This is a genomic window from Micromonospora eburnea, assembly GCF_900090225.1.
Lineage (GTDB): Bacteria > Actinomycetota > Actinomycetes > Mycobacteriales > Micromonosporaceae > Micromonospora > Micromonospora eburnea.
The window spans coordinates 1652540-1676918 of the sequence record NZ_FMHY01000002.1; the positions used below are offsets into that span (position 1 = coordinate 1652540).

Genomic DNA, 24379 nt, shown 5'->3' on the forward strand with positions numbered 1-24379 from the left:
CATGACAGGGACCGCCTACGGCCATCCGGGCTCGGCGCGTCTGGCGCCGCGCAGCGACCCCGGACAGCCGGCGCCCGCCGTACCGGACCTGGCTGCCCTTCAGCAGCGCGCCGCGCAGCGTGCCGCCGAACGGGCTGGCGGGCGGGACCGGCTGCGCGGGCACATCGTCTGCGACGGCCTGGTCCGGATCTTCAAGACCGAGGGGGTTGAGGTCGTCGCCCTCCAGGGCCTCGACCTGGTCATCGACCGGGGCGAACTGGTGGCGATCGTCGGCGCTTCCGGCTCCGGCAAGTCCACCCTGCTGAACATCCTCTCCGGGCTGGACACCCCCACCGCCGGCATCGCCCGGGTCGCCGAGTACGACCTGCTCGCCCTGTCGAACCGGCGTCGGCTCAGCTACCGCCGCCAGGTGGTCGGCTTCGTCTGGCAGCAGACCGGCCGCAACCTGCTGCCGTACCTGACCGCGCTGGAGAACGTGGAACTGCCGATGAAGCTGGCCGGCCGGCGGGGCGGGCGGGCGCGCCGGGAACGGGCTCGCGAGTTGCTCGACATGGTCGGCGTCGGCTACTGCGCGGACCGGAAGCCCGGCCAGATGAGCGGCGGCGAGCAGCAGCGCTGCGCGGTCGCCGTCGCGGTCGCCAACGACCCGGAGGTGCTCTTCGCCGACGAGCCGACCGGTGAGCTGGACGAGGCGACCGGCGCCGAGGTGTTCGCCGCGCTGCGGACCATCAACGCCGAGCTGGGCGTCACCATCGTCGTGGTCACCCACGACCACGCCGTGGCCGGCCAGGTTCGCCGGACCGTCGCCATCCGCGACGGCCGGACCTCCTCCGAGGTACGCCGAACCGCGCGGATCGCCGCCGACGGCAGCACCGAGCTGGTCAGCGAGGAGTACGCGGTGCTCGACCGGACCGGTCGGATGCAACTGCCGGCGTCCTTCGTGGACGCCCTGTCCCTGCGGGACCGGGTCCAGCTCAACCTGGAGCCCGACCATGTCGAGGTACGGCCCGGCGACCGGGCGCACGCCGAACGGAGTGAGGCATGAGCGAGCGTCAGCGAGCGAATCATCATTGCAGCGTCGCGCCTCATGCCGACGCCGAGCGGAGCGAGGTGGCGGCATGAGCGAGCAGGTTTCCGTGGCGCCGGGGGGTGCTGCCACCGTCATCGACGAGGTGGTCCGGGTGGAGGGGGTGAGCCGGACCTTCGGCAAGGGCGAGCACGCCGTGCACGCCGTACGGGAGGTGTCGTTCTCCGCCGGCCGCGGCGAGCTGGTCGCGGTTCGGGGCCGGTCCGGCGCGGGCAAGACCACCCTGCTCAACCTCGTCGGCGGCCTGGACCGGCCGGACGCCGGCCGGGTCCGGGTGGCCGGGCACGAGGTGACCGCCGCGAATGAGCGGGAACTGCTCGCGCTGCGCCGGGGCACCGTCGGTTTCGTCTTCCAGACGTTCGGGCTGGTGCCGATCCTGTCGGCGGCCGAGAACGTCGGGGTGCCGCTGCGGCTGGCGAAGGTGCCGGCCGCGGAGCGGGAGGAGCGGGTGGCCGTGCTGCTGGAGCTGGTCGGGCTGGGCGGGCACGCCGCGCAGCGCCCGTACGAGCTCTCCGGCGGGCAGCAGCAGCGGGTGGCGGTGGCCCGGGCGTTGGCGAACGAGCCGGATCTGCTGATCGCCGACGAGCCGACCGGTCAGCTCGACTCGGAGACCGGGCGGTCGATCATGGACCTGCTGCGGGCCGTGGTGCACGCCCGGGGCATGACCGCCCTGGTCGCCACCCACGACCCGGCCCTGATCGAGATGGCCGACCGTACCCTGACCCTCCGCGACGGCCGCCTGATCAACGACTGACCTCCGCCCGCCCCCACCCCCGTGGCTGCCGAGCCGGGGTGGGGGCGGGGCGGGTCAGTCGTGGGAGCGGCGGCGGTGGTAGGCGTAGGTGACGGCGAGCAGGAGCGGACCCCAGAGGAGCAGCGGGGCGTAGCAGGCCACCAGCAGCGCCAGGCCGGGCGGCGAGAAGCCCAGCCCGTCGCCCCGGACGAGAAGGCTGTGGACGGTCATTCCCCATGCGCCGTACCCCCAGACGAGGGTGACCCCGATGGCGCCGGCGGTGGCGACGGTGACCGCGAACGACGGTGGCACCCGGCGCCCGCCCAGCAGCGGAAGCCAGCGGGGAAACACCTCGCCCCACGGGCGGACCAGGCCGAGCGCGAGCAGGGCCAGCGCCTCCGAGACCACGCTCAGCGAGAGGATGTAGACGCTCTCCCCGCCGTGGGTGCGGGCCGGTGCGCCGTGCTCGTACGCGCCGATCGGGATCCCGGCGACCAGGGCGACCCGCCACAGGCCGGACGGCAGGACGACCAGCGGAATCAGGTGGGCGGCCCGGATCGCCCAGGTCGGCGCGGGGCGCCCGTCGCGCGGGTGGGCGACGGCGTGGGCGGTGGCGCTGGACACGCGAACTCCTCCGTTCGTCGGATGCCCGTCCAGCCTGCCGTCGCCGGACTCCGGCGATCATCCCGCCCGGCGGTGAGACGCCTCCCCGTAACGGGGGAGATCGGTCGTCAGAGTGCCAGCTTCATCCCCTCATGGCTGGCCACAAAGCCGAGGTTGCGGTAGAAGCGGTGCGCGTCGGCGCGGGTCTTGTCGGTGGTGAGCTGCACCAGCGCGCAGCCGCGTTCCCGGGCCCGGTCGATCGCCCAGACCATCATCTGCCGGCCCAGCCCTCGGCCGCGCAGGTCGGAGCGGACCCGGACCGACTCGATCAGCGACCGCTCGGCGCCGTGCCGGCCCAGCCCCGGGATGTACGTGATCTGCATGCAGCCGACCAGCTCGCCGCCCACCTCGGCGACGACCAGGTGGTTGCGCGGGTCCGCGTCGATGTCGGCGAACGCCCTCTCGTACGCGTCGTCCACCTCGGTGAAGTCGCGGGCCTTGCCCAGCATGTCGTCGGCGAGCAGTGCGATGACGGCGGGCAGGTCCGCGCGGACCGCCTCCCGGAAGATCACGTCGGTCATGCCGGGAGCGTGTCACAGCGACGCCCGACGATACGCCGTCACCCCGTGAGTCACCGGGCCGGGCAGCGCAGCCCCGTCCGGGGCACGGTCAGCGAGATCAGGTACGCGTCGACGGCGTCGGTGACGCAGGCGGTCTGCGGATAGGCCGTGTGCCCCTCGCCCTCCCAGGTGAGCACCCGCCCGACGCCCAGCATCGAGGCGAGCGCGGCGGTCTGCTCGTACGGGGTGGCGGGGTCGCCGGTGGTGCCGATCACCACGATCGGCGGTGCGCCGGACGCCTTCCCGGTCGGGTACGGATCCCGTGCGCCGGGCCACTCCACGCAGCCGAGCATGCCCACGGCCAGAGCCGGACCGAAGAGCGGGTACTTCTGCCGCCACTGCGACTGGAGCTGCCGGATCTGCTCCCGGCTCGGCTTCTCGGTCTCGTCCGCGCAGTTCACCGCCAGGTTGGCGTCGAACAGGTTCGAGTAGTGCCCGTCGTCCCCGCGCTCCGCGTACGCGTCGGCGAGGTCGAACACGCCGCCCGGGTCGCCGCCCTGCAACGAGTCGATGGCCCGGGCCAGCTCCTGCCAGCCCGCCTCGGTGTAGAGGGAGGAGATGATCGCGTAGAACACCCAGCCCGCGGTGGCCTCCCGGCCGTCCTTGGCGCGTACCGGGGAGACCCTGGCCTTGTCGATGGCGGCGGTGACCGCCCCCCGGGCGTCCGGGGCGATCGCGCAGCGGCCGGCGTTCGCCGCGCACCACTGGGCGAAGTTGTCGAAGGCCCGCTCGAAGCCCTTCGCCTGGCTCTCCGACCCGGCGATCAGCTTCTGCTGCGGGTCGACCGCGCCGTCGAGCACCAGCGCCCGCACCCGCTGCGGGTAGAGCTGGGCGTACACCGCGCCGAGCAGGGTGCCGTAGGAGTAGCCGAGGTAGGTGAGCTTGTCGTCGCCGACCGCCGCGCGTACCGCGTCCATGTCCCGGGCCGCCTGCTCGGTGCCGTAGAGCGGGAGCTGGTCGCCGTACCTGTCGCCGCAGCCCTTCCCGATCCGCCGGTTCAACGTGACGAACCCGTCGAAGGCGGCCTGGTCGCGGGGGTCGGGGTCGTAGCCGAAGTTGGCGTCCAGGTCGGCGTCGGAGATGCACTTGACCGGGCTGGACCGGTTCACCCCGCGGGGGTCGAACCCGACGATGTCGAACCGGTCGGTCACCGCGGTGGGCAGCCCGCCGAACGCCGGGCCGAACGACAGGTAGACGGCGGTGTCCACGCCGGAGGCCCCTGGCCCGCCCGGGTTGACCACCAGCGACCCGATCCGGTCGTGCTGCTTGTTGGAGCGGATCCGGATCAGCGCGATCTCGAAGGTCTCCCCGGTGCCGGGCCCGGCGGTCGCGCCGGTGGCCGCGCCGTTGCCCCAGTTCCGGGGTACGAGGATCCGGGCGCACTCGTAGCGCATGCCCGCCGCGCCCCGGCCGACCAACTCGTCGGGGACCTCGGGGCAGGCGCGCCAGGACGGGGCGGTGCCCGGGGGCGCCGCCGGACCCCGGCTCTCGGCGCGCGGGGCGAACGCCGGCAGCGTGCAGCCGGCGGTGAGCACCAGCGCGGCGACGAACCCGGTGAGGGCACGCCCTGGGGCGGGCCGGACCCGGCGGATCCGGTCGGAGAAGCGGGTCACGTGGGAGCCTTCCGTGATCATGTCCGAAGCCAGGCTACGCCCGGCCGGACGCGCCACCGACGATCGCCGCCGGATCCCCGCGCAGCACCTGGTCGACGTCGTAGCGGATCGGGCGCTCCAACTGGTCGTAGCGGCAGGAGCGGGGTTCGCGGTCGGGGCGCCAGCGGACGAACTGTGCGGTGTGCCGCAGCCGGTCGCCCTCCATCGCGTCGTAGCCGACCTCGACCACCAGCTCGGGGCGCAGCGGCTCCCACTCCAGGTTCTTGGTGCCGGTCCACCGGCTCACCCCGCCGGGGATGCGCTGGCCCCGCTCGTGGTCGCCGTGCACCCACGGATGGTCGCCACCGGTGTCGCGGTACGGCTCCAGCTCCGTCAGCAGCTCCTTGCGCCGAGCGGCGGTGAACGACGAGCTGACCCCGATGTGGTGCAGCACGCCGGCATCGTCGTAGAGGCCGAGCAGCAGCGAGCCGACCACCGGGCCGGACTTGTGCCAGCGGAAACCGGCCACCACCGCGTCGGCGGTGCGGGCGTGCTTGACCTTGAACATCAGCCGCTTGCCCGGCTCGTACGGCAGGTCGGCCGGCTTGACGATGAGGCCGTCCAGCCCGGCCCCCTCGAACACGTCGAACCAGCGCCGCGCGGTCTCCGGGTCGGTGGTCACCTGGGTGACGTGCACCGGCGGTTGGACCTTGGCGAGGGCCTGCTCCAGCCGGGCCCGGCGCTCCGGGTAGGGCCGGTCGGTGAGCAGCTCGTCGTCGAGGGCGAGCAGGTCGAAGGCGACGAAGTCGGCCGGGGTGGTCTCGGCGAGCAGCCGCACCCGGGAGGCGGCCGGGTGGATCCGCTGGGCGAGCAGCTCGAAGTCGAGCCGGGCCTGGCCGTCGGGGCCGTCCCGGCGGATCACGATCAGCTCGCCGTCGACCGCGCACCGGGGCGGGAGCTGGCGGCGGGCCTGCTCGATCACCTCCGGGAAGTAGCGGGTCATCGTCTTGCCGCCCCGGCTGGCCAGCTCGACCTCGTCGCCGTCGCGGAAGATGATGCAGCGGAAGCCGTCCCACTTCGGCTCGTACGTCAGGCCGGGGGCGGTGGGGAGTTGGGGCACGCTCTTGGCCAGCATCGGCTCGACCGGCGGATTGATCGGCAGGTCCACGGCGACCAGTCAATCAGACGCCACCGACAGTGGTGAGGCAGATCACCGTCGGTGCCGGGTGGCGTGTCCCGGTCCGGCCCGTTCGTCACCCGGGGCCGGATGGCAAAACCGCAGGTCAGCGCTACCGTTCGGCGCGTGCCGGAGTGGAGCTGCGGGTGCTGCGGGCGTTGGCGGGTCAGCGTGGAGCTGATTCGGGGGCAGTACCGGTACCGGCTGGTGCACCGCTACCGCCCGGAGCACGGCGGCGGCGCCAACGTCATCGGCGAGGTCGCCTCGGTGGCCGAGCTGGAGGAACTGCTCCGCCGGTACGCCCCGATCGGTTTGGCCGACCTTCGCGAGGCAGCGGCCCGACCCTGATCGGTCACCGGGCAAGCCCACCAGCCCGCCCCGCAGATGCCGGGCGGCCCCACCGGTCCCGGCCGTACCCTGGCGGGGTGTCCCCACAACGGGAGGTGGCCGTGCCCGAGCTGACGTACCCCGAGGTGGGGGCGACCCGCGACGGGCGCCTGCCGGCCGGCTACCACCACCTGCGTCACCGGGTCCGGCTGCCGGACGGCTGCTTCCCGGGCGCGGCCGACGCCGTGCTCGGCTGGCGGCTGCACCGGGCCGCCGGGGTGGCGATGCGTACCGACGCGCCCCGCGCCCGCGCGGGGGGTGCGGGTCACCCCCGGCCTCGGCCTCGGGCCGCTGCGGATCTGGGGCCCGACCGAGGTGGTCTGGGCGGTGGACGAGCCGGACCGGGCCGGATTCGGCTACGGCACCCTGCCCGGGCACCCGGAGGTCGGCGAGGAGGCGTTCCTGGTCAGCCGGGCGGGCGACGGGGTCTGGTTCGAGGTGACCGCGTTCAGCCGCCCGGCCCGCTGGTGGGCGCGGGCCGCCGGGCCGGCCGCCCAGGTCGTGCAGCACGTCTACGCCTGGTGGCTGGGGCGGACGCTGCGCCGGCTCTGCGCCGGTCAGTAGCCCGCGAACGAGCGGAGAGGCGCCCGGGGGCCGTACCGGGGCGCTTGTATGCCGGCCGCCTCCAGCAGCAGGCAGACCCGCCCCCGGTGGCCCCGGAAGGGCTCCAGCAGCGCCAGCATCCGGGCGTCGTCCCCGCGCGGCTCACCGGCGAGCGCCCAGGCCACGGTGTTCGGCACGTGGTAGTCGCCGACGCTGACCGCGTCCGGGTCGCCGTACGCGATCCGGACCACCTCGGCGGCGGTCCACCGGCCGATGCCGGGGATCGCGGTGAGCCGGCGGGTGGCCTCGGCGGCGTCGACGCAACGTTCCAGCCGGTCCGCGGCGGCGGCCGCGCGGCGCAGCGTGTCGGCCCGCCGCTGCTCCACCCCGAACGGGTGGAAGACCCAGTACGGGCTGGCCGCCACCGCCGCCGGTGCCGGGGGCAGCAGCAGCGACACCGGCCCGGGCGCCGGCTCGCGGAAGTGCCGGACCGTCGCGGCGTACGCCCGGTAGGCCTCCTTGCCGGTCACCTTCTGCTCCAGCACGGCCCGCAGCAGCCGGGGGAAGACCTGGCCGGTGGCCGGCATCCGCAGCCCGTGGTGCTCGCGGGCCAGCCGGGCCACCACCGGGTGGGCGGCGGCCAGGTCGGCGAAGCCGGCGAGATCGTCGCGGAGGCCGGCCACCGCGTCGGCCCGCTCGGCCACCCAGTCGGCCCCCGGCCCGTACGCCTCGGCGACCAGCTCGCCGGCGGCGGGGCGCAACGCGAGGGTGGCCGGCCCGGCCGGGGTACGGGTGGCCCACCAGAAACCGTCGGCGGTGATCCGGGCACACGGGTCGTACCGGCTGAAGGTGAGCGGCCGGACCGATGCGGCCAGCCGGTAGTCGGCCGGAGGGCGCAGCGTTCGGGTGACGGTGGGCAGCACCCCACAACTGTGCCAGGCCGGTGAACGCGGCGGCGGAGGCCGCGGCCGGAGCCACCGCGCGGATCAACGACGTACGGAGAAGATCCCGGGCGGCGGTGGGGTGGAGTCGGTGGCGTCGGCGTCGCGCACCACGGGAGCGCCCCCGGCGAACCGGTCCAGCTCCTCGCCGGCCAGCACCCGGCCCGGGAACCAGTCGCCGGCGGCCCGCCGGCTCAGTTCCGGCACCGGCGGCTCGACCCGGGACGCGACCAGCACCAGGTTGCCGTAGCGCCGGCCGCGCAGCACCGCCGCGTCGCCGACCAGGCAGGCCCGGGGCAGCAGCGTACGGACCGTGGCGACCTGGGCGCGGGCGTGCCGCAGCGGCGGGCCGTCGGCGATGTTCGCCAGGTAGGAGCCGCCGGGGCGGAGCACCCGGGCCACCTCGGCGGCGTATTCCACCGAGGTCAGGTGGGCGGGGGTGCGGGCACCGGCGAAGACGTCCGCCACCACCACGTCGTAGCTGGCGTCGCGGCTCGACGTCAGGGTGGCCCGGGCGTCGGCCACCCGCACCCGCAGCCGGGGGTCGGCGGGCCAGGGCAGCGCCCGGCGGACCAGCTCCACCAGGGCGCCGTCCACCTCGGACACCCGCTGCGTCGACCCGGGCCGGGTGGCCGAGACGTACCGGGGCAGGGTCAGCGCGCCCCCGCCGAGGTGCAGTACCCGCAGCGGGGCGCCGGCCGGGGCGACCAGGTCGATCGCGGCGGCCAGCCGGCGGACGTACTCGAACTCCAGGTGGGTCGGCTCCGCCAGATCCACGTGCGACTGCGGCGCGCCGTCCAGCAGCAGCGTCCACGAGCCCGGCCGGTCCGGGTCGGGCACCAGCTCGGCCTGCCCGGTGTCGACCGGCTCGACGATCCGGTCGGTGTCGCGTCTGCGGCCCATCAGCGCCCCCGGGCGGCCGAGGTCAGCACCCGGTGCAGCAGGCGGGCGTCGCCGAGCAGCCCGCGCAGCCGCCGCTCCAGGCCGGCGATCGGGACGAGGTTCTGCGGGGCCCGCGGGTCCTTGTACGGGGTGGAGGCGAACCTGGGCAGGGTGACCAGCGAGAGGTCGGCCAGCCCGATCGCCTCGGCCTCGGTCAGCTCGGCGGAGCACTCCACCCGGACGATCCCCGCCCAGGGCGCGCCGCCGGCCACCGGCAGTCGCAGGTACCAGGAGTAGCCGCCCCACGCGGTGCCGAGCCGGAACACCGGGCAGCGCTGGCCCGGGGCCAGCCCGGTCACCACCGCGCTCAGCCGGGCGTCCAGGTATTGGCTGTGCTGGGTCTTGATGTAGCCGAGGGTGCGGGGGAGGTTTCGGCGGCTGCGCAGCGGGCCGTCCACCACCAGCAGGTCGCCGTCGGTGCGCGCGGCGTCGGAGACCGCCACCTCCAGCGCGGTCAGCGGCGCCTGCACCGCGGCCGGTAACCTGCTCAGCTCACCGGTGCCGCTGACCCGGTGCACCGGGTAGCGGATCTGGCCGGCCACCACGTCCTGCGCCGACGGGCTGGCGGTGAACAGGCCCCGACCCACCCGGGTGCCGGCCAGTTCCGCCGCCCCGCGGTCCAGGTCGCAGCGGACCACCCCGGCGGCGTACGAGGCGGCGATGCCCGGGTACGAACTGCCGTCCTCCTCGGCCGTCCAGACGCTGGCGTCGATCCGGCGTACCCCGTCGACCAGCAGCACCACGTCCGGGGGGGCCACGTCCCGCCGGACGTCGAGCGCCCGCCAGTCCGTCGCCGGCAGCTCGACGTCGGCCTCGACCTGGGCGGTGCTCGGCGCCGCCGGCCCACCCCCGCCGGCCGCCTCGAACGACGCCCCGTACGCCGGATCCCACGCGTCGACGTAGAACCGCGTCACGTCGCCCCCGCCCCGCTCACGCTCCTCGCGTTCACCGGCCGGTCCGTTCCACGCGGGCCGTGCGGGCGTCCTTGCGGACCTCGAAGCGGACCGGGATCCGCTCGGCCAGCGCCGGCACGTGGGTGACCACGCCGACCATCCGGTCGCCCCGGGCGGCCAGGCTCTCCAGGGTGGCCGCCACGGTGTCCAGGGTGGCCGCGTCGAGGGTGCCGAAACCCTCGTCGAGGACGATCGACTCCAGGCTCGCCGCGGTGGTCGACATCCCGGCGAGCTGCTCCGACAGCGCGAGGGCCAGCGCCAGCGACGCCTGGAACGTCTCCCCGCCGGACAGCGTCCGCACCCCGCGCCGCAGCCCGGCGTCGTGGTGGTCGACCACGAAGAACTCGCCCTTGTCGTGGACCAGGTCGTACTGGCCGCCCGAGAGTTCCCGCAGGATCCGCGACGCGCCGTCGACCAGCAGGTCCAACGCCTCGGCCAGCAGCCAGCGTTCGAAGTTGTTGGCCCGCAGGTGCCCGGCGAGGGCCCGGGCCACCTGGGCCTCCCGCTCGTGGCCGGCCCGCTGCTCGTGCAGCTCGGCGGCCTGCGCCCGGCGTTCCTCCAGCCGGCGCAGCTCCGCGTCGGCGCGCTCCACCGCCACCGCGGCGTCCCGCAGCGGGTCGCCGGGCGCGGCCAGCCCGGCGGCGGTGAAGAGCGCGGCGATCCGTGCCTCGACCTCGCTGGTGGCGGCCTCGGCCTGCCCGACCGTGGCGGCCAGCCCGTCCCGGTCGGCGCGTCGCCGCTCGGCCTGCTCACCGGCCCAGCCGGCCAGGGCCGCCCAGGCGGCGGCCACGTCGTCCCGGTCGGCGGCCGGCGGGCCGAACCGGGCCAGCTCGTCCCGGGTGGCGTCGAACTGGCGCCAGGCGCGCCGCAGCCGGTCCTCCGCGCCGTCGAGCGTGCTCCGCGCCCGGCGGGCGGCGTCCCGGCCGGCCCGCACCGCGCCGGCGGCCTCCTCCAGGGTGCGGCGTAGCCGGGCATGCTCGTCCAGCGCCTCCCGCAGCGCGGCCGGGGCGGCGGCGTCGGCGAGCTGCTCGTCCAGCTCGGTCAGCCGGGCCCGCAACTGGTCGTGCTCGGCGCGGGCGCCCAGCAGCACCCGGTCCAGCTCGCGGGCGGCGGCGTCGCGCTCCTGCACCACCCGTTTGGCCGCCTCGCTGGCCGTCCGGGCCGCCTTGCCGGCGGCGACCGCCCGGGCCACCGCCGACCCGGCCGGCATCGCCGGCACCCGGGACACCTCCTGCTCGCAGACCGGGCACGGGCCGCCCGCGACCAGGTGCGCCCGCAGCGCCACCGCCTGGTCGGTGGCCTTCGCCTCCTCGTGCGCCCGGAACGCCGCCTCCAGCTCCGCCTCGGCCCGCTCGGCGGTCGCCCGAGCCGCCGCGAGGGCCCCGGCCGCCGCGTCGTGCTCGGTCTGCGCCGTGGTCACCGCCGCGAGAACGGTCGCCACCTCGCCGGTCAGCCGCTCCCGGTCGGCGTGCGCCTTGAGCAGCAGCCGCAGCGCGCTCTCGTCGCCGGCCGCGGCCAGCTCCCCGCGCAGCTTCTCCTCCCGCTCCTCGGCCAGCCCGACCGCCGCGGCGGCCTCGTCGGCCGCGCTCCGGGCCGCCGCCACCGCCCGCGCCAGCTCCGCGATCCCCTCGGGCGGGCGCACCTCGGCCAGCACGGTCAGCTCGGCGTCGAGCGCGGTCAGCGCCGCCGTCACCTCGCGCGCCGTCGCCCGGGCCCGGTCCAGCTCCGGTACGGCCACCGAGACCGCCTCGGCCAGCTCGCGCATCCGGTCCACCCGCTGCCCGGCGTCGGTCAGGGCCGCGTCGTCGACGTCGGCGAGGCCGCCGAGCATCTTGTCGACGGCCGCCAGCTTCGCCTCGGCCTGCCCGGCGCGCTCGGTGGCCTTCTTCTGCACCGCCTCGTAGACACCGAGGCCGAGCAGGTTGACCAGGATCTGCTGCCGGGTGGCCGGCTTGGCGTGCAGGAAGTCGGCGAACTGCCCCTGCGGCAGCACCACGCAGCTGGTGAACTGCTCGTACGGCAGCCCGACCGCGTCCAGCACCGCCTGCTCCATCTCGGCCGGGGTGCCGGCCACCACCTCGCCGAGATCCTCCGGGCTGAGCCCGGTGTCGAGCTTGGTGACGTCGAATCCGGCCGGCATGAGTTGGAGCCCGGCGTTGGCGGTCTTCACCGTGCCCCGGCCGTCCCGGCGGACCACCCGGGTGGCCACGTACCGGTCGCCGGCGGACTCGAAGACCAGCCGGACCCGGGCCTCGTTGGCCGACGGCGCGAGCGCGTTGGACAGGCCCCGGGCGCCGCCCCAGCGGGGCACCGTGCCGTAGAGGACGAAGCAGATCGCGTCGAGCACCGTCGACTTGCCGGAGCCGGTCGGCCCGACCAGGGCGAAGAAGTCCGCGTCGGTGAAGTCGACGGTGGTCTCCTCGCGGAAGACGGTGAAGCCCGCCATGTCCAGCCGCATCGGGCGCATCAGTGATCCACCTCCTCGATCAGTTCGTCGAAGAGTTCCCGGACGCCCTCGTCGGCGTGGCCCCGGCTGGTCAGGTAGTCGGCGAACAGCTCCCGGGGCGAGCGGCCGGCCCGCTGGGCGGCCCGGGTGGCGCTGCCGGGCGCCGGCACCAGCTCCGGGTCGATCCGGATCTCCAGCGCCCGGGGCAGCAGCTCCTGCACCTCCTCGCGCAGCCCGGCGCGGGGTTGCTCGCGGACGTACACCCGCAGCCAGCCGTCGGGCGGGTCGATCTCGGCGAGCTGGGCCAGGGTGCCCCGGACCGTACGCAGCGGGGTGGCCCCGGGCACCGGCACCTCCCGGATCCGGGCGGCCGTCGTCGCGGTCACCTCGACCAGGGTGACCGAGCCGACGTTCTCCTGCTCACCGAAGTCGACGGCGAGGGGGCTGCCGCTGTAGCGGATCGGGCAGGGGCCGATGACCCGCTGCGAGCGGTGCAGGTGGCCCAGCGCCACGTAGTGCGCGTTGCCGGGGAACACCGTGGCCGGGACCGCGTAGCCCAGCACGGTGTGCGCGTCCCGCTCGCCGCCGCCGGTGCTCGCCCCGACCACGGTCAGGTGGGCGGTGACCAGGTGCACCCGGTCCGGCTCGGTGAAACCCTCGGCCAGCTTGGCCAGCACCCGGCCGAGGTGGTCGGCGTACGTCTGGTTGGCCTCGGCGGCGGTCAGCTCGTACATCTCGACGGCGCGGACGGCGTACCGCTGGGAGAGGAACGGCAGCGCGGCGAGCTGCCAGCGCTCGCCGGCGGCGGTGACCCCGTCGACGACGTGCTCGGCCGGGTTGTCGCGGACGCTGCCGCGCAGCGTGATCCCGGCGGCCTCGGCCCACGGGCGCAGCGCGTCCAGCGCCGGGCCGTTGTCGTGGTTGCCGCCGATCGCCACCACATCCGCCCCGGTACGCCGCAGCGCGGTCAGCGCCCGGGTGACCAGCCGGGTCGCCTCCGGGGTGGGCGCGCCGGTGTCGTAGAGGTCACCGGCCACGATGACCAGGTCGGGGCGCTCGGCGTTGGCGATCTCGATCACCTGGGCGAGCACCCGCGTGTGTTCCTCGGCGCGCGACTGCCCCTTGAGGACCTTGCCGACGTGCCAGTCGGAGGTGTGCAGGATCTTCATGGGTTGTCACCGCCTCCCTAGAACGGGATGTCGTCGTCGGCGCCGCCGGAGCCGACCACCGCGAACGGGTCGGCCGCCTGGGTGATCGAGCGCAGCGTCTCCGAGGGCGCCCGGCCGGCCTCGGAGACCCGGGTCGCCCAGGCCGGGAAGGGGAACTCCAGGCAGAGCGGCACCGGGATGTCGGGCTGGTTGACGAACATGGTGCCCGGCTTGGCCAGCAGCGCCCGTTGCCGCTGCGCCGGCGGGAGGAAGCCGTATTCCGGGCGGGACGCCTCGGCCGGGTCGAGCCGGCCGACCACCCGGATCGCCGAGTTGGTGACGATCCGCCGCTCCACCTCGCTGGCGGTCTGCTGCGCGCCGACCAGGATCACCCCGAGCGAGCGGCCCCGCTCGGCGATGTCCAGCAGCACCTCCTTGATCGGGGAGGAGCCCTCGCGTGGCGCGTACTTGTTGAGCTCGTCGAGGACGACGAAGAGCAGTGGCTTGGCGGTGCCGGCCTTCTCCTTGCGTTCGAACTCGCTCTTGAGCGTCACGCCGACCACGAAGCGCTGCGCCCGGTCGGGCAGGTTGTGCAGGTCGACCACGGTGACCTGGGCGCTCTCCGACGTGTTGATCGAGTGCGGGCGGCGGGCGGCGAGGTCGCCGCGAATGAGCCGGCCGAGGTCCTTCTTGCTGCCGATCAGCCGGCGGGCGAACGCGTTGACCGTGCCCAGGCCGACCGCGCTGCCCGCCCAGTCGCCCCGGGTCTCGTCGTCGTTGAGCTGCTCGACGATGTGGTCGACCAGGTCGGCGTACGACCCGAGCCGGACGCCGTCGACGCTCACCCCGCCGTCGGCGGGCTGGGCGTACCGGGCCAGGTGGGCGGCGACCGAGTGGACCACCATCGTGTACTGCTGCCGCTCGTCGTCGGCGTCGGCGAAGACGTACGGCAAAAGACGGTCGGCGCAGAACTCGCACAGTGTCCAGTAGAAGCTGTCCACGCCGGTGAGCCGGCTGCTCACGTCCGGTGTGCCGGAGGAGTCGCCGACCCGGGGCGGCGCGTAGACCCGGACGTCGGGGAAGGCGCCGGCGGCCAGCCCGAGCCGCGCGTACCCGGCGCGGGTGGCGTCGTCGAGCCGGGCGTTGGGGTGGTCGAGGAAGAGCAGGTCCTCGCCCTTGACGTTGAAGATCAGCGCCTTGGCGTTGACCGCGTCGCCGCCGAGCACCCCCGAGCGGAAGACCGAGTAGAGCAGGAACGTGGCGAAGCTGGTCTTGGTGGCGACCCCGGAGATGCCGGAGATGGAGACGTGCGCGCCCCGGGTGCCGTCGAGGAAGTCGGCGTTGAGGTAGACCGGGACGCCGTCGCGGCCCATGCCCATCGGGATGCGCCGCTCCATCCGGTCGAAGTGCAGCGCGCGGGCCCGGGCGTCGCCTTCGGCCCGGTGCACGACCGCGCCCGGGGTGGGCGGCACGTACAGCTCCGGGTCCACCCGGGTGGTGGTGACCTCGGCGGCCTCCTGCACCTGGGCGGGCAGGGTGCCGTCGGCGATGGCGAAGACGTCGGAGTCGAACTGCGCCCCCTCGTGCCGGGCGCGGACCTGGGTGACCACCCCGGCGATCGTCACCGGCTCGCGGTCGGGCAGCTCGCGGCGGGTGACCACCACGTCGTCGAGCTGGAGGTAGCTGCCGGGGGAGACGGCCGTCCAGAAGGTGAGCGGGGTGGCGTCGGCGGTGCCGAGCACCCGGCCGACCTCGTCGCCCGGGCCGTCAAGCGGGTCGTCGGTCATCGGCGGTCTCCGGTCGGCTGGTCGTCTCGGTCGCGGCGCACGAGGAGCATCCTGCCCGAGGGATGCGACAGGTTGCCACGCGACGCGGCGGACACCACGTGCCCGGCCGGCGGATCGTGCGCGGCGGAGTCGGCCGCTCACCGTGGGTGTGCGGCCCGGTCAGGCGTTTCGCCTGCTCGGTGCATTACCGCTTTTCTGTCCTCCATTGACGGTCTGGTATCGGATGTGATTGCGCACTAAGCTGCCGAGTTCTGTTGTGTCGTCTCATGTGGAAGGTGGAGGTCAATGCGTCGAAGTCGTCAGATACTGTGCGGTTTGTTCACCGTTTCCGTATTGGTGGCCGTGCCGTCGACCAGCACGTCGGCCGCGCCGGTGGAATCGGACGTTACCGGCACGAAGGCCACGGCGACCATTCGATACACCGAACACGGAATTCCGCACATCATCGCCGACGGTTTCACCGGTCTCGGATACGGCTACGGATATGCGGTCGCGAAGGACAACATCTGCGTCCTCGCCAACTCGTACACGACCGTCCGCGCCCAGCGTTCGCGATTCTTCGGGCCCGGCGGCTCCGGCGACGTCACCGTCTCCTCGGCGACCACCAACCTCGCCAGCGACCTCTACTTCCAGCAGGTCAACAACTCCGGCGTGGTGTGGAGCCTGGTGTCGCAGGCCGCGCCGAGGGGTCCCCAGCGGGAGGTCCGCGACATGGTCGCGGGCTACGTCGAGGGCTACAACCGCTATCTGCGTGACGTCGGCGGCGCGGCCGGGATCGGTGACCCGACCTGCCGTGGCGGTGAATGGGTCACCCCCATCACCGAAACGGACGTGTGGCACATGCTCCACGCCATGGCGACGTACGCCGGCACGGGCAGCATGGTGGACGGCATCGTCAACGCCAGGCCGGGCACCGCGACCGGCGGCCTGGCCGCGAACGCCGAGACCGCGGCCCGTTTCCGGGCCGGCCTCGATGAGCGTTTCGGGGAGAACTCCCCGGGCAGCAACGGGATCGCCGTCGGCGCGGCGGGCGCGGCCCACGACAACAGCATTCTGCTCGGCAATCCGCACTTCATCTGGCAGGGTGTCAACCGGTTCTGGCAGGCGCACCTGACCGTGCCCGGCAAGCTGAACGCCGCGGGCGCCGGCCTGCTCGGCACGCCGTTCCTCTCCATCGGCTTCAACGACAAGATCGCCTGGACGCACACCTGGGCCGCCCCGGTGACGTTCGGCCTGTACGAACTCAGGCTCGCCCCCGACGACCCGACCTCCTACCTGGTGGACGGGAAGAAGGAGCGGATGCGCCGGACGAGCGTGTCGGTGCCGGTCAAGCAGCCGGACGGCAGGCTGGCCGTGGTCACCCGGACGCTCTACGCGACCCGTTACGGACCCGTGACGAGCAACGCGGCGTCGATGGACCTGCCGTGGACCGGCACCTCGGCCTACGCCGTACGGGACGCCAACGCCACCAACATGCGGCTGATGAACACCTCGTTCGGGCTCGCCACCGCGCAGGACACCGCGGGCGTCGTCGACGCGCTCTCCCGTACCCAGGGTCTGCCGATCTTCAACACCCTGGCGGTCGACCGGTCCGGCAACGCGCTCTACGCCGACATCCAGGTGGTCCCGCACGTCACCGACGCGCTCGCCCAGCGCTGCGCCACGCCGCTCGGGCAGTACCTGTTCCACGTCGCCGGGCTGGCCCTGCTCAACGGCGCCGACTCGACCTGCGCCTGGGGAGCCGACTCCGACTCGGTCGAGCCGGGGCTGCTCGGGCCGTCCCGGATGCAGCGGCTGGTACGCCGGGACTACGTGACCAACTCCAACCAGAGCCCGTGGTTGTCCAACCCGCACGCGCCGATCACCGGTTACCAGCGGATCCTGGGTGACGTCTACACCGAGCGCACGCCGCGTACCCGGGAGTCTCTCCTCAGCGTCGAGGAGGGGCTGGCCGAGGGCGGCTTCACCGCGGCGTCGATGCGGCAGATGCTCTTCACCAACCGGAGCCGGGTCGCCGAGCTGGCGGCGGCGGACACCGCGCGGATGTGTGCGGAGTTCCCCGGTGGGCTGGCGCCCTCGACCGGCGGACCGGTCGACGTCACCGGGGCCTGTGCCGCCCTGGCCAGCTGGGACCACACCTATTCACTGGACAGCCGCGGCTCCCTGCTCTTCGAGCGGTTCGTCATGAAGCTGGTGCCGAGCGCCCCGGTGCCGGCCTCCCTGCCGTGGCGGGTGCCGTTCGATCCGCAGGCGCCGCTGACCACGCCGAACACGCTCGACACCGGCCGGGCCGACGTGCAGCGGGCCTTCGGTGACGCCGTCGCCGAACTGCGTGCCGCGGGCATCCCGCTGGACGCCCGGCTCGGCGACCACCAGACGGTGACCCGGGGCAACCAGCGGATCCCGCTTCCCGGCGGGTCGTGGCAGATGGGGATCCTGAACGTGGTCCACCCGGTATGGCACCCGCAGGCGGGCAACGTCGAGGTGGCCACCGGCAGCACCTACATCCAGGTGGTGGCGTTCGACGGGAGTGGCTGCCCGAACGTCACCACGCTGCTGGCGTCGTCGCAGTCGGCCGACCCGACGTCGCCGTACCACGCCGACCAGACGGCGATGTTCTCGAACGGCCAGTGGGTGCAGAGCCGGTTCTGCGAGGAGTCCGACCTCGCCGCACCGGCGTCGCGGGTCGTACGGCTGACGAAGTAGTGATCCGGTGGAGCCGGGAGGGAGGCCTCCCGGCTCCCCGTCGAGGTGGTGAACGGGACGCCAGATCATGGAAGAGCAGCACGGGCGCGGGCACGCCTTCCCGGTGTGCCCGCGTCCGTGGCTGTGGCCGGGCGGGCTGTCCGCGTATCCGGGAGGCAGGCGGCTGCCCCGGACGGACGCCGGGCCGTCAGGCGGTGGGGGCGGCGCCGGCGGACGGTGCCGCGTCCACGTCGCGGGCGTAGCGGAGCAGCAGTACGCCGTCCTCGGCGGCCAGCACGTGGCGCAGCGGAAGCCGGCGCGGGGGGCTGTCGTCCCCGGCGGTGATCCGGCCGGGGCCGGCCCCGGCGAGCAGCGGTGCCACGGTCAGGCACAGCTCGTCCACCAGGTCGGCGGCGGTCAACGCGCCGAACAGGTACGGACCGCCCTCGCAGAGCAGTTGGGCCAGCCCGCGGCGGCGCAGCTCGGCGAGGCCGGCGGCGAGGTCCACCCGCTCCTCGCCGCAGCGGACGAGGTCGGCGACCTCGTCCAGTCCGGGCGGCGGCTCGACCCCGGTGCGGGTGAGCACCAGCGGCCGGACGGGCGCGTCGGCGAAGCACGCCTGGGCCGGGTCCAGGTCGAGCGAGCCGGAGACGACCACCAGGGTCGGGTACTCGGGCAGCCCGTGCCCCCGCCGCCAGGCCCGGCGGTCCTCGCTCAGCCGGGCCGCCCGGTAGCCCTCGTGGCGCAGCGTGCCGGCGGCCACCACGAGCCCGTCGCAGAGCATCCGGAGCAGGCCGAAGACCCGCTTGTCCGGCTCGCCGGAGAGCCCGGCGGAGTAGCCGCCCAGGGCGACCGCGCCGTCGGCGCTGGCCACGAAGTTCATCCGCAGGTGGGGTCGGGTGGCGCGGCCGTAGAGGGCGGCCAGCTCCGGGTCGGTCAGCGGCCCGGCCGGGGGCGCCGGCCAGATCCGCGCGATCGGCGTACCCGTGCTCATTCGCCGGCCGGACCGGTGACCGGAGGGGTCGGTTCGGGGGTACGGTGCTGGCAGTCGCACCACTTCCGACCTGGACAGTCGTCGTGCCGTCGTTCCCGGCACGCTCGGCAGATCATGCTGGCAGCCTAGTGCCGAGGGAGGATGGGGCAGCATGCCGCGTCAGATCTTCCAGCTCAAGGTGTCCCTGGCCGGGGTCCGTCCGCCGGTGTGGCGGCGGGTGCTGGTCCCCGGCGGCTACACCCTGGACCGGCTGCACCGGGTGTTGCAGCACGCGATGGGCTGGCGGGACTGCCACCTGCACTCGTTCGAGATCGACGGCCTCCAGTACGGCGAACCCGACTCGGACGGCGAGTTGGCGCTCCGCGACGAGCTGGACGTGCGGCTGGACGCGGTGGTGGGCAAGGGCAGCCGGTTCCGCTACACCTACGACTTCGGCGACTGGTGGGAGCACGACGTGGTGGTGGAGGACGCCTGCACCGCCGACCCGGACGAGCGCTACCCGTCCTGCCCGTACGGGGAACGGGCCTGCCCGCCGGAGGGCGTCGGCGGCCCGTCCGGATACGCCGTCCTGCTCGCCGCGCTCGCCGATCCGACCCATCCGGAGCACCAGGTGATGCGGGATTGGGCCGGCCCCGGCTTCGACCCGGACGCCTACGACGCGGCCCGGGCGACCACCCTGCTGCGCCGCTTCTGCTGACCGCGCCGCCATCGCCTCCGGATCGGCGCGGTAACGATCTGGGAACGCTCCCATAGGTCTATTGACACCCCTGGCGGCTGGGCGGCAATCTCATGGGAGCGCTCCCGCGAGTGGTCTGGATCTCATCTCCGCCCGCTCCCGGGTCGCCGCCGGTGACCCCCCTTTCTCAGGTCGATGGTGGCGAGACGCGCAACAGGCAACCCCACCACATGACACAGCCTCACCAGCGAAAGAGGGTCTCGGATGAGCGTCCCATCCCGCCGTCGTCGGCTCGCGGCCATCGCGCTCGCGTCCGTGACGGTGCTCGCCACCGCCGCCGCCTGCAGTGACGACTCGTCGGACAGCGGCAGTGACGGCCAGATCACTCTCGTCGTCGACGTCTTCGGCGACCAGGGCTTCGGCTACGAAGAGCTCTACAAGCAGTACGAGGCCGAGCACTCGAACATCAAGATCCAGGAGCGGGGCAAGGGCCTCGGCCTCGGGGACTACAACACCCGACTGACCCAGCAGATCACCGCCGGGTCCGGCGCCGGTGACGTGGTGGCCCTGGAAGAGGGCACCATCGTTCAGTACTACGCGCAGACCGACAAGTTCCAGAACCTCGCGGACTACGGCGCGAACGACTTTAAGGGCAACTTCCTGCCGTGGAAGTGGGAGGCGGGCACCACGCCGGACGGCAAGGTGCTCGGCCTCGGCACCGACGTCGGCTCGATGGCGCTCTGCTACCGCAGCGACCTCTTCAAGGCCGCCGGGCTGCCCACCGACCGGGAGCAGGTCGCCGCCCTCTGGCCCACCTGGGACGAGTTCATCGCCACCGGCCAGAAGTTCGCCGCCGCCGACAAGAAGCACAAGTTCATCGACTCGGCGACCAACTTCTACAACGTCGTGCTGATGCAGAAGGCGGGCGACGGCAGCGGCTACACCTACTACGACAAGAGCAACAAGCTGGTCATCGGCGAGAACCCGGACGTCAAGGCGGCGTACGACCTCACCACCAAGATGATCGCCGCGGGCCTGTCGAACAACCTCCAGTCGTTCTCCAACGAGTGGAACGCCGGTTTCAAGAACGGCACCTTCGCCACCATCGCCTGCCCGGCCTGGATGACCGGTGTCATCAAGGGCAACGCCGGTGACTCGGCGGCCGGCAAGTGGGACATCGCCAAGGCGCCCGGCAACGGCGGCAACTGGGGCGGCTCGTGGCTGGCCGTGCCGAAGTCCAGCAAGCACCCCAAGGAGGCCGCCGAGCTGGCCAAGTTCCTGACCAGCGCCAAGGGCCAGGTCGAGGCGTTCAAGGCGGTCGGCAACCTGCCGTCCTCGCCGCAGGCTCTGAGCGACCCGGCCGTCGGTGCCGCGACCAACGACTACTTCAGCAACGCCCCGACCGGCACCATCTTCGCCGCCGGTGCCACCTCGCTGAAGCCGGTCTACCTCGGCCCGAAGAACAACGCTGTCCGCACTGAGGTGGAGAACACCCTGCGCGCCGTCGAGCAGGGCAAGTCCGCCGACGAGCAGTGGCAGGCCGCGCTGAAGAACGGTGAGGCCGCCGGTAAGTGATCCGGCTGCCCCGGCCGCGGGTGGCGTCGACAGCCCTGGCTGTCGGCGCCACCCGCGGTGCCCGGAGAGCCCGGCGCCGCCCGTGTGGGCGGGTGGCGCCGGCCGAGGAGAAGGACTCCCCATGAGCCTCGACCTGCACGCCCCGGCGCCTCCCGGACGGGGACCGGCCAGCGCCGGCCGCCCCGCACACCGCCGCCGCGCCTCGTTCACCCGACTGGACCTGAAGTACTCGCCGTACCTCTACGTCCTGCCGTTCTTCCTGATCTTCGCGGTGTTCAGCCTGTATCCGATCATCTACACGGTCTGGATCGCGCTGACCGACCGGTCGCCGCTGAACCCGACGATCTCCTTCGTCGGCCTGGACAACTTCGTCGAGCTGATCACCGACGACCCGAAGTTCTGGAACGCCGTCGTCAACACGTTCGGCATGTTCCTGCTCTCCACCGTGCCGCAGCTGTTGCTGGCGCTGATGCTGGCCAACGCGTTGAACCGGAAACTGCGCGGGCAGACCTTCTTCCGGATGGCCATCGCCATGCCGATCATCACCTCGACCGCGGTCGTCGCGCTCGTCTTCTCGATGATCTATGCCAAGGAATTCGGCCTGATCAACTGGCTGCTCGACGCCGTCGGTATGGACAAGATCGACTGGCGGGCCAATCGGTTCGCCTCCTGGTTCGCCATCTCCACCATGGTCGACTGGCGGTGGATCGGCTACAACGCCCTGATCTACCTGGCCGCCATGCAGTCCATCAACAAGGACGTGTACGAGGCGGCGGCGCTGGACGGCGCCTCCCGCCGCCGCCAGTTCTGGTCGATCACCATCCCGCAGCTCCGCCCGACGATCATCTTCACGCTGATCATCTCGACCATCGGCGGGTTGCAGCTGTTCACCGAGCCGCTGCTGTTCACCAGCGGTGCCGGCGGCATCTCCGGCGGCTCGCAGGGCCAGTACCAGACCATCACGATGTACCTGCTCGACGTGATGAACCAACGCTTCCGGTGGGGCTACGCCGGCGCGGTCGCGCTCGTGCTCTTCCTGCTCATCGCGCTGATGTCGACGGTGAACTACCTGCTGGCCCGCCGCATCAGCTCAGACAAGTGAGGTGACGAGATGACGACCACCATGCTCCGCCCACCCTCCCGGCAGGCCGGCCCGGTGCGCGCAAGCCACCAGGCGGCGCGGCTCTGGAAGGCCAGCCCGCTGACCATGGTCGGGCTGATCCTCGGGGTGCTCCTGTCGCTCTTCCCGTTCTACTGGATGATCGTGATCGCCTCGCGTACGAACGACGCGGCCAACTCCTGGCCGCCGCCGTTCCTGCCCGGCGGCAACCTCGGCGAGAACATCCAGCGGGTGCTCGAAAACGGCGACGCCAACATCGTCAAGGGCCTGATGAACTCGTTCCTGGTCTCCGGCACGATCACCGTGGCCACGGTCTTCTTCGGCTCCCTCGCGGGCTTCGCCTTCGCCAAGCTCCGCTTCCGGGGCAAGAACGCGCTCCTGCTGATCATCCTGGCCTCGATGATGGTGCCCATCCAGCTCGGCGTGCTGCCGCTGTACATCCTGATGGCGAAGCTCGACTGGCTGAACTCCATGCCCTCGGTGACCGTGCCGTTCCTGATCGGCGGCTTCGGCATCTTCATGATGCGCCAGTACGCCGAGCAGGCCGTCCCCAACGAGCTGATCGAGGCCGCCCGGGTCGACGGCTGCTCGACCTGGGGGGTGTACTGGCACGTGGTGGCGCCCGCCCTGCGCCCCGCCGCCGCGGTGCTCGGCCTGCTCACCTTCATGGAGCAGTGGAACCAGTTCTTCTGGCCCTTCGTGGTGCTGGCCGACCCGGCCAACCCGACCGTCCAGATCTCCCTGCGAAGCCTGAACACCGCCTACTTCGCGGACAACTCGCAGATCTTCGCCGGTACGTTGATCGCCACCCTGCCCCTGTTCGTCGTGTTCGTCCTGTTCGGCCGCCAGATCATTGGCGGAATCATGGAAGGCGCCGTCAAGTCGTGAGCAACCCAGCCAGCCCGCCCGCCGTCGGCGTCCTCGACGAGGGTCCCGAGCTCACCTTCCCGCCCGGCTTCCTCTGGGGCGCGGCGACCGCCGCGTACCAGATCGAGGGCGCGGCGACCGAGGGTGGCCGTACCCCGTCGATCTGGGACACCTTCAGCCACACCGAGGGACGGACGGTGGCCGGGCACACCGGTGACGTGGCCTGCGATCACTACCACCGGATGTCCGACGACGTGCGGTTGATGGCCGACCTCGGGCTGAAGTCCTACCGCTTCTCGGTCTCCTGGTCCCGGGTCCAGCCGGGCGGGACCGGGCCGGCGAACCCCGAAGGGCTGGACTTCTACCGCCGGCTGGTCGACGAGCTGCTGGCCCACGACATCGTGCCGTGGCTGACCCTCTACCACTGGGACCTGCCCCAGCCGTTGGAGGACGCCGGCGGCTGGCCGGCCCGGGACACCGCCGGCCGGTTCGCCGACTACGCGCAGCTCGTGGCCGACGCCCTCGGCGACCGGGTGCAGCACTTCACCACGTTCAACGAGCCGTGGTGCTCGGCCTTCCTCGGCTACGGCTCCGGCGTGCACGCGCCGGGCCGCTCCGACCGGGCCGACGCGGTGCGGGCCGGGCACCACCTCATGCTCGGGCACGGGCTCGCCGTGCAGGCGCTGCGGGCTGCCCGCCCGCAGGCGCAGCTCGGCATCACGGTCAACCTCTACCCGGTCACCCCGTCGACCGACTCGCCGGAGGACGCGGAGGCCGCCCGCCGCATCGACGGGCTGGCCAACCGGTTCTTCCTCGACCCGGTGCTGCGCGGGGCGTACCCGGCGGACCTGCAGGCCGACCTGCGTCAGGTCACCGACTTCGGGCACGTCCGCGACGGCGACCTGGCGGTCATCTCGACCCCGCTCGACATGGTGGGCATCAACTACTACAGCCGGTACGTGGTCGCCGCACCGGCCGAGCGGCAGGAGCAGGAACGCTACTGGCGGGCGCCGACGTGCTGGCCGGGCAGCGAGGACGTCCGGTTCGTCAAGCGGGGCGTGCCGGTGACCGACATGGACTGGGAGATCGACGCCCCCGGCCTGGTGGAGACCCTGGAACGCGTCCACCGGGACTACACCGACCTGCCGCTCTACGTCACCGAGAACGGCTCGGCGTTCGTTGACGCGGTGATCGACGGCCGGGTCGACGACTCGGACCGGCTGGCATACTTCGACGCGCACCTGCGCGCCGCGCATGCCGCGATCAGCGCCGGGGTGCCGCTGAAGGGTTACTTCGCCTGGTCGCTGCTGGACAATTTCGAATGGGCCTGGGGTTACACCAAGCGCTTCGGGATGGTTTACGTCGACTATGACAGCCAGGCCCGAATCCCCAAGTCGAGCGCCAGCTGGTACGCGGAGGTGATCCGACGTAACGGCCTGGCCGCACAATAGGCTGGGGCAGCAGTTACGGACCGGCCCGGCACCCGACGCCGTAGCAGGTGCC

General features: G+C 73.2%; 21 protein-coding genes and 1 pseudogene. 11 read left to right on the plus strand and 11 right to left on the minus strand.

Features of this window, described 5'->3' with window-relative positions; genetic code table 11:
* The first annotated feature begins 1 nt into the window (after position 1).
* Together GA0070604_RS07825 and GA0070604_RS07830 are read left to right on the plus strand one after the other, a co-directional pair.
* Positions 2 to 1045, plus strand: a complete 1044-nt coding sequence (locus tag GA0070604_RS07825) for an ABC transporter ATP-binding protein (protein ID WP_091116565.1) — start codon at positions 2 to 4, stop codon at positions 1043 to 1045.
* A 73-nt stretch (positions 1046 to 1118) separates the two neighbouring features.
* Positions 1119 to 1841 carry an ABC transporter ATP-binding protein gene (locus tag GA0070604_RS07830; RefSeq protein ID WP_091116569.1) on the plus strand — a complete coding sequence of 241 codons (723 nt, stop codon included), beginning with the start codon at positions 1119 to 1121 and terminating at the stop codon, positions 1839 to 1841.
* A gap of 54 nt (positions 1842 to 1895) precedes the next feature.
* On the opposite strand, the gene GA0070604_RS07835 is transcribed toward GA0070604_RS07830, so the two are convergent.
* From GA0070604_RS07835 to GA0070604_RS07850, 4 genes are all read right to left on the minus strand, one after another.
* Positions 1896 to 2444 carry a hypothetical protein gene (locus GA0070604_RS07835; RefSeq protein WP_091116572.1) on the minus strand — a complete coding sequence of 183 codons (549 nt, stop codon included), beginning with the start codon at positions 2442 to 2444 and terminating at the stop codon, positions 1896 to 1898.
* A 107-nt stretch (positions 2445 to 2551) separates the two neighbouring features.
* Positions 2552 to 3004 (minus strand): GNAT family N-acetyltransferase, encoded by a 453-nt coding sequence (locus GA0070604_RS07840; protein ID WP_091116576.1) that lies wholly within the window; start codon positions 3002 to 3004, stop codon positions 2552 to 2554.
* A 50-nt stretch (positions 3005 to 3054) separates the two neighbouring features.
* Positions 3055 to 4677, minus strand: coding sequence for an alpha/beta hydrolase (locus tag GA0070604_RS07845; RefSeq protein WP_167363409.1), 1623 nt, complete (start codon positions 4675 to 4677; stop codon positions 3055 to 3057).
* A gap of 13 nt (positions 4678 to 4690) precedes the next feature.
* Positions 4691 to 5803, minus strand: a complete 1113-nt coding sequence (locus GA0070604_RS07850; protein ID WP_091116579.1) for an ATP-dependent DNA ligase — start codon at positions 5801 to 5803, stop codon at positions 4691 to 4693.
* A 135-nt stretch (positions 5804 to 5938) separates the two neighbouring features.
* On the opposite strand from GA0070604_RS07850, the gene GA0070604_RS07855 reads away from it, so the two are divergent.
* The 3 genes and pseudogenes from GA0070604_RS07855 to GA0070604_RS34105 all read left to right on the plus strand — a co-directional run bounded on the left by GA0070604_RS07855 (position 5939) and on the right by GA0070604_RS34105 (position 6763).
* Positions 5939 to 6160, plus strand: a complete 222-nt coding sequence (locus GA0070604_RS07855) for a hypothetical protein (protein WP_091116582.1) — start codon at positions 5939 to 5941, stop codon at positions 6158 to 6160.
* Positions 6161 to 6285: 125 nt separating this feature from the next.
* A pseudogene (locus tag GA0070604_RS34100) lies at positions 6286 to 6357 on the plus strand (DUF1990 domain-containing protein); the annotation flags it as partial.
* A gap of 100 nt (positions 6358 to 6457) precedes the next feature.
* On the plus strand, positions 6458 to 6763 hold the full coding sequence (locus GA0070604_RS34105) for a DUF1990 family protein (protein WP_341845333.1): 306 nt from the start codon (positions 6458 to 6460) through the stop codon (positions 6761 to 6763).
* Here GA0070604_RS34105 and GA0070604_RS07865 read toward each other — a convergent pair.
* The 6 genes from GA0070604_RS07865 to GA0070604_RS07890 form a co-directional block, all read right to left on the minus strand.
* Positions 6757 to 7665 (minus strand): DNA-3-methyladenine glycosylase family protein, encoded by a 909-nt coding sequence (locus GA0070604_RS07865; RefSeq protein ID WP_091116585.1) that lies wholly within the window; start codon positions 7663 to 7665, stop codon positions 6757 to 6759. The two genes, GA0070604_RS34105 and GA0070604_RS07865, sit on opposite strands and share 7 nt — an antisense overlap.
* A gap of 63 nt (positions 7666 to 7728) precedes the next feature.
* Positions 7729 to 8586 carry a spermidine synthase gene (locus GA0070604_RS07870; protein WP_091116589.1) on the minus strand — a complete coding sequence of 286 codons (858 nt, stop codon included), beginning with the start codon at positions 8584 to 8586 and terminating at the stop codon, positions 7729 to 7731.
* Positions 8586 to 9539 (minus strand): hypothetical protein, encoded by a 954-nt coding sequence (locus GA0070604_RS07875; RefSeq protein WP_091116592.1) that lies wholly within the window; start codon positions 9537 to 9539, stop codon positions 8586 to 8588. The genes GA0070604_RS07870 and GA0070604_RS07875 overlap by 1 nt, the downstream gene beginning before the upstream one ends.
* Positions 9540 to 9570: 31 nt before the next feature.
* Positions 9571 to 12045: an AAA family ATPase gene (locus GA0070604_RS07880; RefSeq protein ID WP_091116596.1), complete on the minus strand. Its 2475-nt coding sequence runs from the start codon at positions 12043 to 12045 to the stop codon at positions 9571 to 9573.
* A complete protein-coding gene (locus GA0070604_RS07885) occupies positions 12045 to 13193 on the minus strand; it encodes an exonuclease SbcCD subunit D (protein ID WP_091116600.1) in 1149 nt (382 codons plus the stop codon). The genes GA0070604_RS07880 and GA0070604_RS07885 overlap by 1 nt, the downstream gene beginning before the upstream one ends.
* 17 nt (positions 13194 to 13210) lie before the next feature.
* Positions 13211 to 14959, minus strand: coding sequence for an ATP-binding protein (locus GA0070604_RS07890; RefSeq protein WP_091116604.1), 1749 nt, complete (start codon positions 14957 to 14959; stop codon positions 13211 to 13213).
* A 372-nt stretch (positions 14960 to 15331) separates the two neighbouring features.
* Between GA0070604_RS07890 and GA0070604_RS07895 the strand changes: the two genes are divergently transcribed.
* Positions 15332 to 17665: a penicillin acylase family protein gene (locus GA0070604_RS07895; protein ID WP_208601984.1), complete on the plus strand. Its 2334-nt coding sequence runs from the start codon at positions 15332 to 15334 to the stop codon at positions 17663 to 17665.
* Positions 17666 to 17852: 187 nt separating this feature from the next.
* On the opposite strand, the gene GA0070604_RS07900 is transcribed toward GA0070604_RS07895, so the two are convergent.
* Positions 17853 to 18638: a pyrimidine reductase family protein gene (locus GA0070604_RS07900; RefSeq protein WP_091116611.1), complete on the minus strand. Its 786-nt coding sequence runs from the start codon at positions 18636 to 18638 to the stop codon at positions 17853 to 17855.
* 151 nt (positions 18639 to 18789) lie between these two features.
* On the opposite strand from GA0070604_RS07900, the gene GA0070604_RS07905 reads away from it, so the two are divergent.
* The 5 genes from GA0070604_RS07905 to GA0070604_RS07925 all read left to right on the plus strand — a co-directional run bounded on the left by GA0070604_RS07905 (position 18790) and on the right by GA0070604_RS07925 (position 24327).
* A complete protein-coding gene (locus tag GA0070604_RS07905; RefSeq protein ID WP_091116615.1) occupies positions 18790 to 19335 on the plus strand; it encodes a plasmid pRiA4b ORF-3 family protein in 546 nt (181 codons plus the stop codon).
* Between the two features lie 243 nt (positions 19336 to 19578).
* Positions 19579 to 20889, plus strand: coding sequence for an ABC transporter substrate-binding protein (locus tag GA0070604_RS07910; protein ID WP_091116621.1), 1311 nt, complete (start codon positions 19579 to 19581; stop codon positions 20887 to 20889).
* Between the two features lie 121 nt (positions 20890 to 21010).
* Positions 21011 to 21991, plus strand: coding sequence for a carbohydrate ABC transporter permease (locus GA0070604_RS07915; RefSeq protein ID WP_091116624.1), 981 nt, complete (start codon positions 21011 to 21013; stop codon positions 21989 to 21991).
* A gap of 21 nt (positions 21992 to 22012) precedes the next feature.
* Positions 22013 to 22897 carry a carbohydrate ABC transporter permease gene (locus GA0070604_RS07920; protein ID WP_208602237.1) on the plus strand — a complete coding sequence of 295 codons (885 nt, stop codon included), beginning with the start codon at positions 22013 to 22015 and terminating at the stop codon, positions 22895 to 22897.
* The gene (locus GA0070604_RS07925) at positions 22894 to 24327 is read left to right on the plus strand and encodes a GH1 family beta-glucosidase (RefSeq protein ID WP_091116632.1); all 1434 of its coding nucleotides are present in this window, start codon (positions 22894 to 22896) and stop codon (positions 24325 to 24327) included. Before GA0070604_RS07920 ends, GA0070604_RS07925 begins: the two co-directional genes overlap by 4 nt.
* Positions 24328 to 24379 lie beyond the last annotated feature (52 nt).

Bases quoted from the DNA above. Each gene is read 5' to 3' on its own strand.
- GA0070604_RS07880 (WP_091116596.1), bottom strand. From the start codon at position 12,045: ATGCGCCCGATGCGGCTGGACATGGCGGGCTTCACCGTCTTCCGCGAG.
- GA0070604_RS07885 (WP_091116600.1), bottom strand. From the start codon at position 13,193: ATGAAGATCCTGCACACCTCCGACTGGCACGTCGGCAAGGTCCTCAAG.
- GA0070604_RS07910 (WP_091116621.1), top strand. From the start codon at position 19,579: ATGAGCGTCCCATCCCGCCGTCGTCGGCTCGCGGCCATCGCGCTCGCG.
- GA0070604_RS07920 (WP_208602237.1), top strand. From the start codon at position 22,013: ATGCTCCGCCCACCCTCCCGGCAGGCCGGCCCGGTGCGCGCAAGCCAC.
- GA0070604_RS07825 (WP_091116565.1), top strand. From the start codon at position 2: ATGACAGGGACCGCCTACGGCCATCCGGGCTCGGCGCGTCTGGCGCCG.
- GA0070604_RS07845 (WP_167363409.1), bottom strand. From the start codon at position 4,677: ATGATCACGGAAGGCTCCCACGTGACCCGCTTCTCCGACCGGATCCGC.
- GA0070604_RS07915 (WP_091116624.1), top strand. From the start codon at position 21,011: ATGAGCCTCGACCTGCACGCCCCGGCGCCTCCCGGACGGGGACCGGCC.
- GA0070604_RS07830 (WP_091116569.1), top strand. From the start codon at position 1,119: ATGAGCGAGCAGGTTTCCGTGGCGCCGGGGGGTGCTGCCACCGTCATC.
- GA0070604_RS07905 (WP_091116615.1), top strand. From the start codon at position 18,790: ATGCCGCGTCAGATCTTCCAGCTCAAGGTGTCCCTGGCCGGGGTCCGT.
- GA0070604_RS07870 (WP_091116589.1), bottom strand. From the start codon at position 8,586: ATGGGCCGCAGACGCGACACCGACCGGATCGTCGAGCCGGTCGACACC.
- GA0070604_RS07890 (WP_091116604.1), bottom strand. From the start codon at position 14,959: ATGACCGACGACCCGCTTGACGGCCCGGGCGACGAGGTCGGCCGGGTG.
- GA0070604_RS07900 (WP_091116611.1), bottom strand. From the start codon at position 18,638: ATGAGCACGGGTACGCCGATCGCGCGGATCTGGCCGGCGCCCCCGGCC.
- GA0070604_RS07840 (WP_091116576.1), bottom strand. From the start codon at position 3,004: ATGACCGACGTGATCTTCCGGGAGGCGGTCCGCGCGGACCTGCCCGCC.